The organism is Bradyrhizobium sp. Pa8, assembly GCF_052588265.1.
The window spans coordinates 2,875,879-2,891,405 of the sequence record NZ_CP176767.1; the positions used below are offsets into that span (position 1 = coordinate 2,875,879).

The following is a 15,527-nucleotide window of genomic DNA, read 5'->3' on the forward strand; positions in this document are numbered from 1 at the left end:
CCTCCGGATCATCCCATGGCTCCCGTTTCCATCCTGCTCAACCTGCTCTGGATTCTCATCGGTGGTGCCTGGATGGCGTTCGGCTGGCTCGTTGCCGCCGTCATCATGGCCATCACGATCATCGGCCTGCCCTGGGCGCGGGCGGCGTTCAACATCGCCGTCTACACGCTGCTGCCGTTCGGCTCGAGAGCGGTCAACCGCTACGAGGTCACCGGCACGAGCGACATCGGCACCGGCCCGCTCGGGGTGATCGGCAACATCATCTGGTTCGTGCTCGCCGGTGGGTGGCTGGCGCTTGGCCACGCCTTGACCGCGCTGGTTCTCGCCATCACCATCATCGGCATCCCCTTCGCCTGGGCCCATCTGAAGCTCGCCGGCATCGCGCTCTGGCCGATCGGCAAGGTGATCGTGCCGGCCTAGGCTCTCGGTTCGCAGGCTTCAGCTTCCGGGGATAAAGTGGACGTTGCTGCGCTTGATCCTGATTGGCGGCTTGTGACCCGTTGCCGCACTTGATCCTAATTGGCAGCTTGCGACCCGTTAGCGGAAGTCGTCCAAAGATCGGGCGTCTTTTCAGGACGCACGAGATCGTGTACTCTTTGAATAGCTGTCGTCACAGGCGGGAAAATGCCGAATTCCTCGCGGGACTGAACGGACAGCAGTCGTGCCATCGGCAAGCATTACACTCAAATCACCGACTTCCTTTTTCGCCGGTCCTTCAGCATTCGCATTCCAGCGCGGGTGCGCGTAAGCACGGCCGAATGCCATTTGAGTCCTGAAAGCGCGGCCCCCAGAGCGGTGCACGCGAGGGAGGAGAATCTCCATGGCTGACCACCCCAACATTTCGACTGAATCGTACCTAGCATCGCCGGCCCCGCGGGCCGCCACGGTCACTCGCCGCTCGCTGCTCGGCAGCGCCGGCATAGCGGCTGGCGCAGCCGTGCTCGCGGCTCCACCGAATATGCTCGGGATTGCTACGGCAGCGGCGCAGCCTGTGAGCGCGGACCCGCGCCCCCTCGACGCGGCGTTCAAGCGACGCACCTTCGAAGTCCGAGGGGTCTGCGCGGGCAACATCGAGAAAATTCCCATCGCGCCCCACCCGACGAATGGCGATGAGGCGCGCTACACCAATAAGGTCGGTTCCGATTCCCGCGGCCTGCCGCACGACCAGCGCGGCGAAGTGGAACAAGTGGCATGGCAGGCGCTCCATGCCGCTTGCCAATCGGCCGATCCCGCTGATTTTGAAAAGATCCCGCTCGGCGGCACGCGCAAACTGGTCAATCCCGTCGGCACGCTAGCTGTCAGTCTCAGCGGCATAAACCCCACGCAGATTGCGATACCGCCGGCACCAGCCCTCGCAAGCGCGGAGCGCGGCGGCGAGGCGGTCGAGGTCTATTGGCAATCCCTGCTTCGTGACGTTCCGCTGACCGAGTTGCGCGACGACACCTCCAATCGCGACGTGCTTGCGGCAACCGAGGAGATCAACAAGCTTGCCGATTTCCGGGGGCCGAAGTCTGGTGGGCAAGTCACACCCGGTACGCTGTTCCGTGCCAATGCGCTTTATTTCGACCCGGCGGACCCGAAGGGCCGCTCCGTCACGCCTCCAGGCGTTCTGGACGGACCGCTGATCTCGCAATTCCTGCTGCGGGACGTGCCCTATGCCTCACAGTGGATCAGCGCCCAAATTCGCACCGCGTTGCCGACAAGCGAATTCCAGACCGAATACGAAGAGTGGCTGGCAACCCAGAACGGCGCCACACCGAAACGGCGGATACAGTTCGACGCGACACCGCGATACATCACGACAGGACGAGATCTTGCGGAGTATATCCACACTGGTCCTGCACTTGGGTGGGCGGCAGCACTGATCCTTGGAACCCCCGGCGGTGGAGCGGACCCGCGTTATACCGGCATGTATCCACCGACGGAGCCCGCGTCCTACCCATCGAACCCGTACCGGAAATCGAAGACACAGCAACCTGCGGGGGGCACCTTCGGGTTGCAATATGTGCAGGCACTCCTCGCCACGGGGATCAGTAACTCCGTCCGCGCAGCCTACTGGCAGAAGTATTTCGTGCACCGGGCGGTGCGACCGGAAGCCTATGGCGGTCTGGCGCACCATCGCCTCGCCAATGGCGTGAGCGACTACCCGCTGCATGATAGCTTCCTGAAATCGGAAGCCCTCGATCGCAGTAAAGCCAAATACGGCACCTACCTATTGTCACAAACCTATCCGGAGGCCGCACCCTTCCACTCCACCTATCCCGGCGGCGCCACGAGCGTTGGTGCCGTCACGGCTACCATCTTGAAGGCGTTTTTCGACGAGAGCCGTGTCATCGCCAACCCGGTGCAGCCCGATCCGGCCGACCCGACGAAGCTTGTGCCCTATAACGGCCCGCCGCTCACGGTTGGTGGAGAGCTGAACAAACTCGCGGTGAATTTCGGTTTCGGACGGAATTGGGCGGGCATCCACTGGCGTTCCGACGCTTCGGCCTCAATGGCGATCGGCGAAGAAGTGGGTATCGGCATGCTGCGGGACGAGCGCATGACCCTCCGCGAACCTTTCGACGGCTTCTCCTTCACGCGCTTCGACGGCAGCCGCGTGACGATCTGACAGCAGTCGGGCGACGCCCCCTGCCGTGGGGCGCCGCCCGCGTCATGGCCCTATCCGAGGCAAGCGAGGTTTTGGTTTCACGAGTGCGTCCTCAGATTTCGCAACCGGTCAAATTCAATGCCTTGCGCAAGCCACCAAACGCCTTGAGCCGGCAGGGCTCGGTATCGCTGGCGGCCTTTGAACGCTGGAAATCGGCAGTTCGCTTGACAACGGTTGCCTTCGGCTTCGGCTTGGGATGTTCAACGGTCGCGATCTTCTTCGGATTGTGCCGATGACGGACGATCGGCTTCGGCTCGGACGAACCGATACGAATGTCTTCTGGCGGAGCAACACGGTCTTCGACCGAAGCAGCCTGTATCGGCATCTCGCTGCTCGCTGCGACAACTTCGAGGCGATCGGCCTTCGCCAGGGCGTCATGTGACGCAGAAATGCCGGCGTTTTGCTCGGCAAGCGGCTGGACGATCGCGACTGCGCGACGCGGTGGAGCTCTCAGCTCCATTGCTGACAGCACTCCTACACTCAACAGGATAAGGAGGCCCAACAACGCCATTCTCAGCATAATGCGCCTCTAACCTAGGTTAGTGCCGCTGAAAATTCTCTGCGCCAATGAGGCAACTTGTCGGCGGCTGCCGAACCCACGACAAATCATTTGCGGATAGCGTTAACGTCGGTGATGCTCCCCAGACGTACCGAGAATGCCGCCGCTCACGTCGTTCCGCGAGCAGACCGTACTCGGTCACCCCGCGTGCGTTTCTCGCGTGCGGACCTTGGGTGCCAGCCGGCGCCCGGCCTACCCTGCGCCCTCTCTTCTCGATGAGGGTGAACGGACAGCAAAGATTCGGGCGCCTGCGCCGCGAGACCGAGGACGTGTGTGTGCCGCTCTGCGAGAGCCATCGTGCCACGGTCAGCGATGTTGCCGCGCCGCCACCAAGTTCATCTTGCACTGCGGTAGAAAAATATCGCACACTCCTCCGGACCGGAGAGCCGTAGGGAGCTCTAAAAGGGGAGCGAGCCATGTCCCTCCAGACCATACCATCCGACACCACTGAGCATCGCCCTAACCGCGCTGAGGACGCCCAGGCGCTGGAGGCAGATGCGCGGCTGCGTGACGACATCCGCCTGCTCGGACGCATCCTGGGCGACACCGTGCGCGACCAGGAAGGTGCGGAATTGTTCGACCTGGTCGAGCGTATCCGCCAGACCTCGATCCGGTTCCACCGCGACGAGGACCGGCTCGCCCGCCGCGAGCTCGAGCAGATCCTCGACAGCATGTCGACCTCGGAGACGGTGCGGATCGTCCGCGCCTTCAGCTATTTCTCCCACCTCGCCAACATCGCCGAGGATCAGAACAACATTCGCCAGATGCGTGCCCGCAGTGCCGCCCAGAGCTCTGGCTCCGGCGTGCTGGCGGAGACGCTGGCCCATGCCAGGGACGCCGGGATCAGCTCCGATGTGCTGCGCAACTTCTTCAAGACCGCGCTCGTCAGCCCGGTCCTGACCGCGCATCCGACCGAGGTCCGTCGCAAGAGCACCATGGATCGCGAGATGGAGGTCGCGGCATTGCTGGACCGCCGCGAGCGCGTTGCGCTGACCGCGGACGAGGCCGCTGCCAGCGACGAACAGCTCCGCCGCGAGGTGCTGACGCTGTGGCAGACCAATCTCTTGCGCCGGACCAAGCTCACGGTGCTCGACGAGGTCGCCAACGGCCTGTCGTTCTACGATTACACCTTCCTGCGCGAAGTGCCGCGGCTGGTCAACGTGCTCGAAGACCGGCTGGAGGAGGCTGGCGGGGCGGCTGCCAGCGAGCTCGCCTCGTTCCTGCGCATGGGCAGCTGGATCGGCGGCGACCGCGACGGCAATCCCTTCGTCACCGCCGACGTGATGCGCGGGACGCTGCGGCTGCAGTCGAGCCGGGTGATGCAATTCTATCTCAACGAGCTGCATGTGCTCGGCTCGGAGCTGTCGATCGCGGCGCACCTCGCCGACGTCTCCGAGGAGCTGCGGACGCTGGCGGAACGCTCGCCCGACACTTCGCCGCACCGGAGCGGCGAGCCTTATCGTCTCGCGGTCTCCGGCATCTATGCGCGCCTGACGGCGACGGCCGAAAAGCTCGAGGTCGAGATCACGCGCCGGCCGGTCGGCAAGGGCAGGCCTTACGAGACCGTCAAGGAGCTGCAGGCTGATCTCGACGTGCTGCACCGTTCGCTGATCTCCAACAATGCCCGCGTCATCGCCCGCGGCCGGCTGCGGCTGCTGCGGCGGGCGGTGGATTGCTTCGGCTTCCACCTGGCGCGGCTCGACATCCGCCAGAATTCTGCCGTGCACGAACGTACCATCGCCGAGCTGATGGATGCCGCGAACCCCGGCATGTCCTATCTCGCGCTCGGCGAGGACGCGCGCATCTCGCTGCTCACCAACGAATTGCGCAGCACGCGCTCGCTGGTCTCGCCATTCGTCAAATACAGCGACGAGACCATGGGCGAGCTCAACGTCTTCCATTCCGCCGCGGAGGCGCATGCGAAGTTCGGCTCGGACGCGATTCCCCAATGTATCATCTCGATGTGCAAGGGCATGTCCGACATGCTCGAAGTGGCCGTGCTGCTCAAGGAGGTCGGCCTCGTCCATCCCTCCGGGCGCAGCGCCATCAACATCGTGCCGCTGTTCGAGACCATCGAGGATTTGCAGGCCTCCAGCGGCATCATGGATCGCATGCTGTCGCTGCACGATTACCGCCGCCTCGTCGACAGCCGCGGCAGCGTGCAGGAGGTCATGCTCGGCTATTCCGACTCGAACAAGGACGGCGGCTTCGTCACCTCGGGTTGGGAGCTCTACAAGGCCGAAATCGGCCTCGTCGACGTGTTCGAGCGCCACGGCGTGCGCCTGCGCCTGTTCCACGGCCGCGGCGGCTCGGTCGGCCGCGGCGGCGGTCCGAGCTATGACGCCATCATCGCGCAGCCCGGCGGCGCGGTGAACGGGCAGATCCGCATCACCGAGCAGGGCGAGATCATCTCGTCGAAATATTCCAACGCCGAAGTCGGCCGCAACAATCTGGAGATCCTCGCCGCCGCGACGCTGGAGGCGAGCCTGTTGCATCCGCGCCAGAGCGCGCCGCGCCGCGAATATCTCACTGCGATGGACGAGCTTTCAAATTTGGCTTTCAAGGCCTATCGCGGCCTCGTCTACGAGACCGACGGTTTTGTCGATTATTTCTGGGCGTCCACCGTCATCAACGAGATCGCCACGCTGAACATCGGCAGCCGCCCGGCCTCGCGCAAGAAGACCCGCGCGATCGAGGATCTGCGCGCCATTCCCTGGGTGTTCTCCTGGGCGCAGTGCCGCCTGATGCTGCCGGGCTGGTATGGCTTTGGCAGCGCGGTCGAGCAGTGGATCGCGGAGCATCCCGACAAGGGCATGCCGTTCCTGAAAGAGCTCTACAGGGAATGGCCGTTCTTCCGCATGCTGCTGTCGAACATGGACATGGTGCTGGCCAAAAGCTCGATCGCGATCGCCTCGCGCTATGCCGAGCTCGTGCCGGACGAAGCCTTGCGCGAAAAGATCTTCAGCCGCATCCGCCGCGAATGGCATTCCTGCATCGAGACGCTGCTCGATATCATGGGCCAGGACCGGCTGCTGCAAGGCAACCCGCTGCTGGAGCGCTCGGTACGCCACCGCTTCCCCTATCTCGATCCGCTCAACCACGTGCAGGTTGAATTGCTGAAAGAGCATCGCGCACAGAACCCGGACGAGCAGGTGCTGCGCGGGATTCAGCTGACCATCAACGGCATCTCGGCGGGGTTGAGGAATACGGGGTAGGGCGACACTGTTGCTCCACACTCAGTCGTCATGCCCGGGTTTGTCCCGGGCATCCACGTTCTTCGTACTACGCGTCAAGGCGTGAATGGCCGGGTCAGGCCCGGCCATGACGCGTGGAGGGAGCAGGGCCCTCAACAGAAATGCGCTCCTTGCGTCTCCACATAGACCGCATACAGCGACTGGCTCGCGGTCATGAACAGGCGGTTGCGCTTCTTGCCGCCGAAGCAGACATTGGCGCAGGTCTCGGGCAACAGAATCTGCCCGATGCGTGCGCCGTCGGCGCCTGAGAACACCTGCACGCCGTCATAGCCGGGGCCGACCCAGCCGGCACCGACCCAGATGTTGCCCTCGGTGTCGACGCGCAGGCCGTCCGGGAAGCCTGACTTGCCGTCGAGCGTCATGTCGATCAGCTTCTTCGGGTTCGACAGTTTCGGCCCGTCGATGTCGTAGGACCACACCACGTTCTTGGCCTCAGGGTAGTGCGTGATGCCGGTGTCGCAGACATAAGGTTTTTTGTAGTCGTGAGAGAAAGCGATGCCGTTGGGTTTGAACGGCTCGTCAGCGACCTTTGAAACCTGCCCTGTTTGCGTGTCCAGCCGATAGACAGCTTCCTTCTGATAGGGCTGCAGCGAGCCGGTATTGGCAAGCTTGCCTTCGTAGATGCTGATCGCGCCGTAGCCGGGATCGGTGAACCAGATCGCCTTGTCGTTGGGGTGCACCACCATGTCGTTCGGGCCGTTGAGCGGCTTGCCACCCGCCTGTTCGGCCAGTGTCGTGACCGAACCGTCGTGCTCGTGACGGACGAGGCGGGTGCGCTCGGCGCTGAGCTGGCGTCCTTCGGTGTCGAACGAGTTGCCGTTGGCTTCGTTCGACGGCTTGTGGAACTGCTCGGAGATATGGCCGTCGTCGTCGAGATAGCGAAGCTGTCGGTTGGCCGGGATGTCGCTCCAGACGAGATATTGCCCCTGCGCATTCCATGCCGGACCTTCCGCCCACAGGCAGCCGGTGTAGAGCCGCTTGATCGCGGTGTTGCCGACCTTGGCCTTGAAGCGCTTGGGATCGATGACGACGATGTCGGGGTCGGGATAGCGCTGCGGCTCGGCGCTGGCGCCGAAGTCGCGGGCCTCGCTGCGCGAGGCGAGCAGGGCCGATGCGGCCAGGGTTGCCGTGCCCTTGAGGAGAGTGCGGCGGCCGAGACCGCCACGCTCGCTTGCAGTCGTGTCGTCAGAGTTGGTCAGTGTTCTTGTCATGGTTTCCTCCCAAAGTTTTGTTGGGAGGACACCATTCGCCCGCAATCGGGCGTAAAGCGGGGCGATCTCCGGACCAGGCAACCTGAGATCGCAGGGCAGGGATGCCGGAAATGCGGCTAGACGGGATCCCTTACACGGGATCCCAGGGGAAGATGTCGGCGGATCGGTCGAGCTTGTAGAACGAGCCCTTCAGTGCCGGCATGCCGTGTTCCGCGATTGATTGCGGCGTCCAGCCCTCGCTCCGATGAACCGAGCGCAGCGGGCGGTTCTGGCTGAACAGGAACAGCTCGTTCATGCGTGCGCCGAAGATCTGCCCGCTGACCTCCTTGGCGGCATCGGAGAGCAGATAGGCGCAGATCGGCGCGATCTTCTCCGGTCCCATCTGCTTGATCTTCTCGACGCGCGCCTTCTCGGCTTCGGTCTCGGTCGGGATGGTGCCGATCATGCGGGTCCAGGCGAACGGCGAAACGCAGTTGGAGCGGACGTTGAAGCGGCCCATGTCGAGCGCGATCGACTTCGACAGCCCGATGATGCCGAGCTTGGCCGCGGCGTAGTTGGCCTGGCCAAAATTGCCGATCAGGCCGGAGGTCGAGGTGAAGTGCACGAAGGAGCCCGACTCCTGCTCGCGAAAGATCCGCGCCGCGGCGTGGCTGACGTAGAACGAGCCCATCAGGTGAACCTTGATGACGGCCTCGAACGCTTCCACGCTCATCTTGTGGAAGATCATGTCGCGCAGGATGCCGGCATTGTTGACGACGCCGTCGAGCCGGCCGAAATGATCGGTCGCGGTCTTCACGATCTTGCTGGCGGGGACAGCTTCCGCCACCGACTCGAAATTGGGCACCGCGATGCCGCCGCGCTTCTTGATCTCCTCGACCACTTCTTCGGCCGGCGTGGCGCTGGTACCGGCGCCGTCGGCGGCCCCGCCGGGATCGTTGACGACGACCTTGGCGCCCTCTGCCGCGCAGAGCAGCGCGATCTCGCGCCCGATGCCGCGGCCTGCGCCGGTGACGATGATGACCTTGTCTTGCAGTGATTTTGTCATGTGGGTTCTCCGCTATTCGCTTCAAATTCCGCCGTCATTCCGGGATGCGCCGAAGGCGCAGGCCCGGAATCCATATCCACGATCGGGAGTATGGATTCCGGGCTCGTCGCTTCGCGACGCCCCGGAATGACAGCCACTACCTCTCGTTCGTAAACACGATCGTGCCACTCGCGGCGAACATGCCGCCGACGCCGTGGCACACCGAAATCTTCGCATTCGGCACCTGCGCCGGCGCAATCCCGCGCATCTGGCGCACGCTCTCCTGGAGTGCGTACATGCCGTACATTCCCGAATGCATGTAGCTCAAGCCACCGCCATTGGTGTTGAGCGGGAGCTTGCCACCGGGCCGCGTGTTGCCGTCGGCGATGAATTGGCCGGTTTCCTCGTGCGGCATGAAGCCGAGATCGCCGAGGCCGAACAGCGGCAGATGCGCGAACGCATCGTAGATCATGAGATGGTCGACATCCCGGTGCGCGATGCCGGCTTCCTTAAAGGCGAGGGGGCCGGCTGTCTTGAACGCGCGCGAGGAGTTGAACGTTTCCATCTGGCTGACCATCGGCGTTTCCACGCTCTCGCCGGTGCCCATGATGTAGACGGGCTTGCGCGGAAAATCCTTGGCGCGGTCGGCCGAGGTCAGGATCAGTGCGCCGCCGCCGTCAGTGACGAGACAGCACTGCAAAAGGCGGAACGGATAGGCGATCATGCGCGAGTTGAGCACGTCGGCGACCGTGATCGGGTCCTTCATCATCGCACGCGGATTCTTCGCCGCCCATTCCCGCTGCACGACCGCCACCGAGGCGAGCTGCTCATGGGTGATGCCGTACGTCTTCATGAAGCGCAGCACGGGGATCGGGAACATGCTGGGCGGCCCGTAGACGCCGAACGGCGCTTCGAATTGGCCGTTGAGGCTGTCCGGCGGCGTCGAGCGCGGCAGCTTGCCGATCATCGACTTGCCGCTCTCGGCATGGGTGATCAGCACGGTCTTGCAGAGACCGGCCTCGATCGCAGCCGCGGCGTGGCGGACGTGCAGCATGAACGAGCAGCCGCCGACCGAGGTGCCGTCCACCCAGGTCGGCCTAATGCCGAGATAATGGCAGACCTGCTGCGGCGTTTCGACCGCGGTGGCAAAGCCGTCGATGTCGGAGAGTTTCAGCCCGGCATCCGCGATGGCGTTGAGCGCCGCATCCGCGTGGAGCTGGAGCTGCGAAATGTTGGGGACGACACCGAGCTCGGTGGTCTCGGCCGCGCCGACGACGGCAACCTGGTTCCTGCGCATGGCTTACCCCTTCGCCGGACGGAACACGGGAAGGGTGATCTTGTCGTCGAGTGCCTGGAAGGCGACCTCGAGCTTCATGTCGAGCTCGAGCGCCTCCGGCGTCTGCGGACAATCGATGATGTTGCTCATCATCCGCGGTCCTTCGGCGAGCTCGACCACGGCGATCGCATAAGGCGGTGTGAAGCCGGGAGCGGCGGGACGATGATTGATCACGTAGCTGTAGAGGAAACCCTTGCCAGTCGCCTTGAAGATGCTGACCTTGCGCGAGGCGCAGGACGGGCAGAACGGGCGCGGCGGGAAATAGACATGCGCGCAGGCGTCGCAGCGCTGCAAACGCAATTCGCCCGCTTTCGTGCCGTCCCAGAAATGCTGGGTCTCCGGCGTCGGTTTCGGGCGCGCGCGCTGCGGTTCGGCCATGTCGGAAAACCCTCCCAAAGGCAATTCTTGATAAGGCCTGGGCTTCACGCCTGCCTGTTTCGATCTTGATGCGACAATCGACCATGGCGCGTCAACGGTCCAGCAATGCGCATGCATGCCATCATGCGCACAATGCTTGTGTCGAACCGAGGCGGCGCTATAGATTGCGCGCGCAATATTCCGTGAGACAGACATGCCCGATTTTCCGACACTGGCGAAGCTCGCCGACGACCTCGAAAGCGGCCGCACGACCTCCCGCAAGCTGGTCGAGGCATGCCTCGCCAGGATCGCCGACCCGGCCGGCGAGGGCCAGCGCACTTTCATCCACGTCGACAAGGACGCCGCGCTCGCAGCCGCGGATGCGATGGACGGCTTGCGCAAGGTCAAGGCGGCGCCGTCGCGCTATGCCGGTATCCCGGTCTCGATCAAGGATCTCTTCGATATTAGGGGACAGACGACGCGCGCCGGTTCTCGTGCGCTCGACGATTCCGATCCGGCGGAGCACGATGCGGCGGCGGTTGCGCGGCTGCGCCACGCCGGCTTCGTCGTGATCGGGCGGACCAACATGACCGAGTTCGCCTATTCCGGCATCGGCATCAATCCGCATTACGGCACGCCGAAAGGCGCCTGGAACCGGGCCGAGGGACACGTGCCCGGCGGCTCGTCCTCGGGCGCCGCGGTGTCCGTGCTCGAAGGTATGGCGCATGGCGCGCTCGGCACCGACACTGGCGGCTCCTGCCGGATTCCGGCCGCCTTCAACGGCATCGTCGGCTACAAGCCGACGCAGCGCCGCGTGCCGCTGGACGGCTCCGTGCCGCTGTCCTTCTCGCTCGACAGCATCGGGCCGCTAGCGCGATCGGTCAGCTGCTGTGCCATTCTCGATGCCGTGCTCGCGAACGAGCCGATCGTCCCGCTGAAGCCGCGACCGGTGAAGGGCATGCGGCTCGCAGTGCCGACCACGATTGCGCTCGACGATCTCGACGCGGAAGTTGCCTCGACGTTCGAGCGCACGCTCAAGAGCCTCACCGATCACGGTGCGATCATCGAGCGCATCGAGATGGCCGAATTTCACGACATCGGCCCGATGAACGCCAAGGGCGGTTTTGCGGCATCCGAAAGCTACGCCTGGCATCGCTACCTCATCACGGCCAAGGGCGACGTCTACGACCCCAGGGTCTTCGTGCGCATCATGCGCGGCGAGGCGCAGAGCGCGGCCGATTACATCGATCTCCTCAACGAGCGCCGCTCGCTGATCGCGCGCGTCAATGCGCGCGTCGCGCCCTATGACGCGCTGGTGCTGCCCACCACCGCCAACACGCCGCCGAAGATTTCCGATCTCGCCGATGACAAGGCGTTCACCAGGGAAAACCTGCGGGCGCTGCGCAATTGCACCCTCATCAACATGATCGACGGCTGCGCCATCTCGCTGCCCGCGCATCGCGAGGGCGAAATTCCCGTCGGCCTGATGCTGGCGGGCGTGGGCGGATCGGACCGTCGTATTTTCGAACTTGCTGCCGGCATGGAGGCCGTAATTCGTGTTTGACCTGACTTTCACCGTCGACGCCCAGGACACCACCACGCCGCTGACATTGGCGATCGACCAGATGGTCATTGCCGGCTGGACCGGCCGCGATCCCGTCGCACGCGACAAGCACATCGCCGAGCTGCAAGAGATGGGCATCGCCCCGCCGGCCTCGACGCCGATCTACTATCGCGCCTCGGCGCGGCGGCTGACCCAGGAAGACAGCATCGAATGCTGCGGCGGCGATTCCTCCGGCGAGGTCGAATTCGTGCTGATCGGCTGGCAGGGCCGCATCTTCGTCGGCTGCGGCTCCGACCATACCGACCGCAAGGTCGAGGCCTATAACGTCACCGTGTCCAAGCAGATGTGCGACAAGCCGGTCGCATCGACGCTATGGGAGCTCGAGGACGTCATCGGCCATTGGGACAGGATGATCCTGCGCTCCTACGCCACCATCAAGGGCGAGCGCGTGCTCTACCAGGAGGGTACGCTCGACGCGATGCTGCCGGTCGCCGACCTGATCGCGCGCGGCTTTGAGGGTGGGAAGTTCCCCGACGGCTGCGCCATGTTCGGCGGCACCTTTGCGGCCAAGGGTGGCATCCGCTCGGCCGATCGCTTCGAGTTCGAGCTGGAAGATCCCGTGCTGAAACGGACCATCAAGCACGGCTACGACGTCGCGACGCTGCCGGTGAGGGGCTGATACCTCTCCGCCGTCATTGCGAACGAAGCGAAGCAATCCAGAATCCCTCCACGGAACCAGTCTGGATTGCTTCGTCGCAAGGGCTCCTCGCAATGACGGGGGGAGAGTCGGAAATCGGGTGGTTCTAGCGGCCGCGATCTGCGACACCCACAACCGTCATTCCCGGGCGCGCCTCTTGGCGCGAACCCGGAATCCATACTCCCGGTCGTGGTTATGGATTCCGGGCTCGCGACTGCGTGCGCCCCGGAATGACGGATGTGGATAGGATGATCGTCATGGCCGTCGCCAAACGTATTGCCGCACCTGATTCTGGAACCGACCTCGCCGCCCATGTCGACACCCTCGACTGGCCGCAGATCACGGCCGAGCTCGACGCCCAGGGCAGCGCCGTCCTGAAGAATTTGCTGACGCCCGACCAATGCCGCGCCATCGCCGCGCTCTATCCTGATGATGCAGGCTTCCGCAGCCGCATCGTCATGGGCCGGCACGGCTTTGGCCGTGGCGAGTACAAATATTTCTCCTACCCGCTGCCCGATCTGATCGCGCAGCTGCGCCCGGCGCTGTATGCGCATCTTCAGGCGGTTGCCAATCGCTGGAACGAGGCGATGGGGATCGACATCCGTTACCCAACCGCGCATGCGGCGTTCCTGAAGCGCTGCCACGAGGCAGGCCAGGCGCGGCCGACGCCGCTGCTGCTGCAATACGAGACCGGGGATTTCAACTGCCTGCACCAGGATCTCTATGGCGAGCACGTGTTTCCGCTCCAGGTCGCGATCCTCTTGTCCGAGCCGGGACGCGATTTCACCGGCGGTGAGTTCGTGCTGACCGAGCAGCGCCCGCGCATGCAATCGCGCGCCGAGGTCGTGCCGCTGACGCAGGGCGATGCGGTCGCTTTTGCCGTGCATCACCGCCCAGTGCAGGGGACACGCGGGACTTACCGCGTTAATCTCCGCCATGGCGTCAGCCGGATCAGGTCCGGCCAGCGCCACACGCTGGGTGTGATCTTTCATGATGCCAAATGAGCGCTGCGATTGACGGGTGATCTCTTCGACACGGCCGCCGAGGCACAGCCGTCGCGTGAGGAGATCGCCGAGGGCGCCGTGTTGTTGCGCGGATTCGTCAGGCCGATCGAGAGCGAGCTGATCGAAGCCGTGCGCGCGATCGTGGCGCAGTCGCCGTTCCGCCGGATGACCACGCCCGGCGGCCACCTGATGTCGGTGGCCATGACCAATTGCGGCGAGCGCGGCTGGATCACCGATCACACCGGCTATCGCTACGATCCCATCGATCCGCGAACCGGCGCGCCCTGGCCCGCGATGCCGCCCGTGTTGCGCGACCTGGCCCGGCGCGCGGCGGAGCAGGGCGGGTTCACCGGCTTTGCGCCCGATGCCTGCCTCGTCAATCGCTACGAGCCCGGCACGCGGCTGTCGCTGCATCAGGACAAGGACGAGCTGGACTATTCGGCGCCGATCGTCTCGGTCTCGCTCGGACTGCCCGCGACCTTCCTGTTCGGCGGCCTGGCGCGCAGCGACAAGCCGCGGCGCTTCCGGCTCGTCCATGGCGACGTGGTCGTCTGGGGCGGGCCCAGCAGGCTCGCCTATCACGGCGTCGCGCCGCTCGCCGACGGCGAGCACGCGCTGCTCGGCCGGAAGCGGATCAATCTGACGTTTCGACGGACGCGGTGATCTTCCTTCTCCCCTTGTGGGAGAAGGTGGATCGCTGGCGCGAAGCGGCAGCGAGACGGATGAGGGGGCTGTCTCCGCGGATAGAGACCCCTCATCCGCCTTCCCTTCGGGAAGGCACCTTCTCCCTGTTCGATGCGGCGTGCCGCATCCGCGTTCAGCCGCGTAACGGACCAGCTTGGCTAAAAATTAGGCCTCGACCGGTGGATAGGTTGCGGAAGGTGTTGAACCGAGTCAGCGGACTCTTGCGCGCGAGTCACGAACCATCGTTTCTTGATGGCAGATGGCCCTCACTGATTCGAGTCGCCATCGAACGGGAACAGAGACCGGCCGACCTCTCCAGATTGGACCGGTCCCTGAGCCCTTGGCTCCCCAGCGGGCGGCTCATCAGCGTAAAGTCGATGGGGCGTCCGCGAGGATCTACGCGAACAGCACCACTGTGCGGGTGATTTGGCAAGTCCGCTAATTGGCGAGGGCAGACCAAATCACAAGAGATCGCCCTTGCTTCTGCATTTCCGGAGTTTGCGAATGTCTGGTGATCTCACCAGACGTCAAGCCGCTACTCACCAATTAATTATGCTGAAGGCGCGATGCGGCACCTGACGCGCGTGTCGGCCGGGATGGCCGGCGCTGCAAGCCGTCGGCAGCGCTGATCGATCACCGCAATCCCGCTCCCGATCCAACGCGAGCCCGTCCGCGTGCGCTGTAAATCGTGGGGAACTGAATCCCAATCCCTTGAAACGGATGGCTTTCCGCGCCACCTTGCGCGACCTCAGCGGCTTTGCCCTAATGGGGGAGTGATTTGGCTGTTCGCCGAATCACGGCATGGAAAAGCCGAGCACACTTTGCACGCGGGCTCGGCTTTCCGTGGCGTTTGTCACAACAGGAGATGCTTTCGCATGTCCGTAACCACAAGGAGAGCCTAGCGTGACTAGTCGCCTCGTACAAGACAACCAGCCCCGCAAGACCAAGTTCACATTCGAAGAAGCTGTTGACGTCTGGCTGCGCCGCTGGTGCGGACAGTTTCAGCACGAGATCGCGGCGGCATATGTGATCAACCCGCGCGCGGTGAACCAAGTCCTCAAGGAAATCACCCACGCCGGGAGCAAGGCGGAGGCCGCTCGGCGCGTCAGCCGCACGGCATAATCATTGTGTAGGCGAGCGGCTCAGGCCGCTCGCCAAGCGACCATCTCACGCCAGTGTCAGCAGTT

The 15,527-nt window shown here is 64.1% G+C and carries 13 protein-coding genes; 8 read left to right on the forward strand and 5 right to left on the reverse strand.

Features of this window, described 5'->3' with window-relative positions:
* Nucleotides 1-15 precede the first annotated feature (15 nt).
* Nucleotides 16-420 carry a YccF domain-containing protein gene (locus ACKWRH_RS13055; protein ID WP_445220866.1) on the forward strand — a complete coding sequence of 135 codons (405 nt, stop codon included), beginning with the start codon at nucleotides 16-18 and terminating at the stop codon, nucleotides 418-420.
* 400 nt (nucleotides 421-820) lie between these two features.
* Nucleotides 821-2,611 (forward strand): vanadium-dependent haloperoxidase, encoded by a 1,791-nt coding sequence (locus ACKWRH_RS13060; RefSeq protein WP_445220867.1) that lies wholly within the window; start codon nucleotides 821-823, stop codon nucleotides 2,609-2,611.
* Between the two features lie 91 nt (nucleotides 2,612-2,702).
* Here the strand turns inward: ACKWRH_RS13060 and ACKWRH_RS13065 are convergent, their stop codons facing one another.
* The gene (locus ACKWRH_RS13065; protein ID WP_445220868.1) at nucleotides 2,703-3,170 is read right to left on the reverse strand and encodes a hypothetical protein; all 468 of its coding nucleotides are present in this window, start codon (nucleotides 3,168-3,170) and stop codon (nucleotides 2,703-2,705) included.
* 455 nt (nucleotides 3,171-3,625) lie between these two features.
* Here ACKWRH_RS13065 and ppc point away from each other — a divergent pair, with 455 nt between their 5' ends.
* Nucleotides 3,626-6,424, forward strand: coding sequence for a phosphoenolpyruvate carboxylase (gene ppc, locus ACKWRH_RS13070; protein WP_445220869.1), 2,799 nt, complete (start codon nucleotides 3,626-3,628; stop codon nucleotides 6,422-6,424).
* 131 nt (nucleotides 6,425-6,555) lie between these two features.
* Here the strand turns inward: ppc and ACKWRH_RS13075 are convergent, their stop codons facing one another.
* The 4 genes from ACKWRH_RS13075 to ACKWRH_RS13090 form a co-directional block, all read right to left on the reverse strand.
* Nucleotides 6,556-7,674: an SMP-30/gluconolactonase/LRE family protein gene (locus tag ACKWRH_RS13075; RefSeq protein WP_445220870.1), complete on the reverse strand. Its 1,119-nt coding sequence runs from the start codon at nucleotides 7,672-7,674 to the stop codon at nucleotides 6,556-6,558.
* 130 nt (nucleotides 7,675-7,804) lie between these two features.
* Complete coding sequence (locus tag ACKWRH_RS13080; protein ID WP_445220871.1) at nucleotides 7,805-8,719, reverse strand: SDR family oxidoreductase; 915 nt, start codon at nucleotides 8,717-8,719, stop codon at nucleotides 7,805-7,807.
* A gap of 136 nt (nucleotides 8,720-8,855) precedes the next feature.
* Complete coding sequence (locus ACKWRH_RS13085) at nucleotides 8,856-9,995, reverse strand: thiolase C-terminal domain-containing protein (protein WP_445220872.1); 1,140 nt, start codon at nucleotides 9,993-9,995, stop codon at nucleotides 8,856-8,858.
* Nucleotides 9,996-9,998: 3 nt separating this feature from the next.
* Complete coding sequence (locus ACKWRH_RS13090) at nucleotides 9,999-10,412, reverse strand: Zn-ribbon domain-containing OB-fold protein (RefSeq protein WP_445220873.1); 414 nt, start codon at nucleotides 10,410-10,412, stop codon at nucleotides 9,999-10,001.
* 193 nt (nucleotides 10,413-10,605) lie between these two features.
* Here ACKWRH_RS13090 and ACKWRH_RS13095 point away from each other — a divergent pair, with 193 nt between their 5' ends.
* From ACKWRH_RS13095 to ACKWRH_RS13115, 5 genes are all read left to right on the forward strand, one after another.
* Nucleotides 10,606-11,955, forward strand: coding sequence for an amidase (locus tag ACKWRH_RS13095; RefSeq protein ID WP_445220874.1), 1,350 nt, complete (start codon nucleotides 10,606-10,608; stop codon nucleotides 11,953-11,955).
* The gene (locus ACKWRH_RS13100; RefSeq protein ID WP_445220875.1) at nucleotides 11,948-12,634 is read left to right on the forward strand and encodes a DUF2848 domain-containing protein; all 687 of its coding nucleotides are present in this window, start codon (nucleotides 11,948-11,950) and stop codon (nucleotides 12,632-12,634) included. Before ACKWRH_RS13095 ends, ACKWRH_RS13100 begins: the two co-directional genes overlap by 8 nt.
* Nucleotides 12,635-12,909: 275 nt before the next feature.
* Nucleotides 12,910-13,656, forward strand: a complete 747-nt coding sequence (locus ACKWRH_RS13105; RefSeq protein WP_445220876.1) for a 2OG-Fe(II) oxygenase — start codon at nucleotides 12,910-12,912, stop codon at nucleotides 13,654-13,656.
* Between the two features lie 9 nt (nucleotides 13,657-13,665).
* The gene (alkB, locus tag ACKWRH_RS13110; protein ID WP_445220877.1) at nucleotides 13,666-14,319 is read left to right on the forward strand and encodes a DNA oxidative demethylase AlkB; all 654 of its coding nucleotides are present in this window, start codon (nucleotides 13,666-13,668) and stop codon (nucleotides 14,317-14,319) included.
* A 924-nt stretch (nucleotides 14,320-15,243) separates the two neighbouring features.
* Nucleotides 15,244-15,462, forward strand: a complete 219-nt coding sequence (locus tag ACKWRH_RS13115) for a hypothetical protein (protein WP_445220878.1) — start codon at nucleotides 15,244-15,246, stop codon at nucleotides 15,460-15,462.
* Nucleotides 15,463-15,527 lie beyond the last annotated feature (65 nt).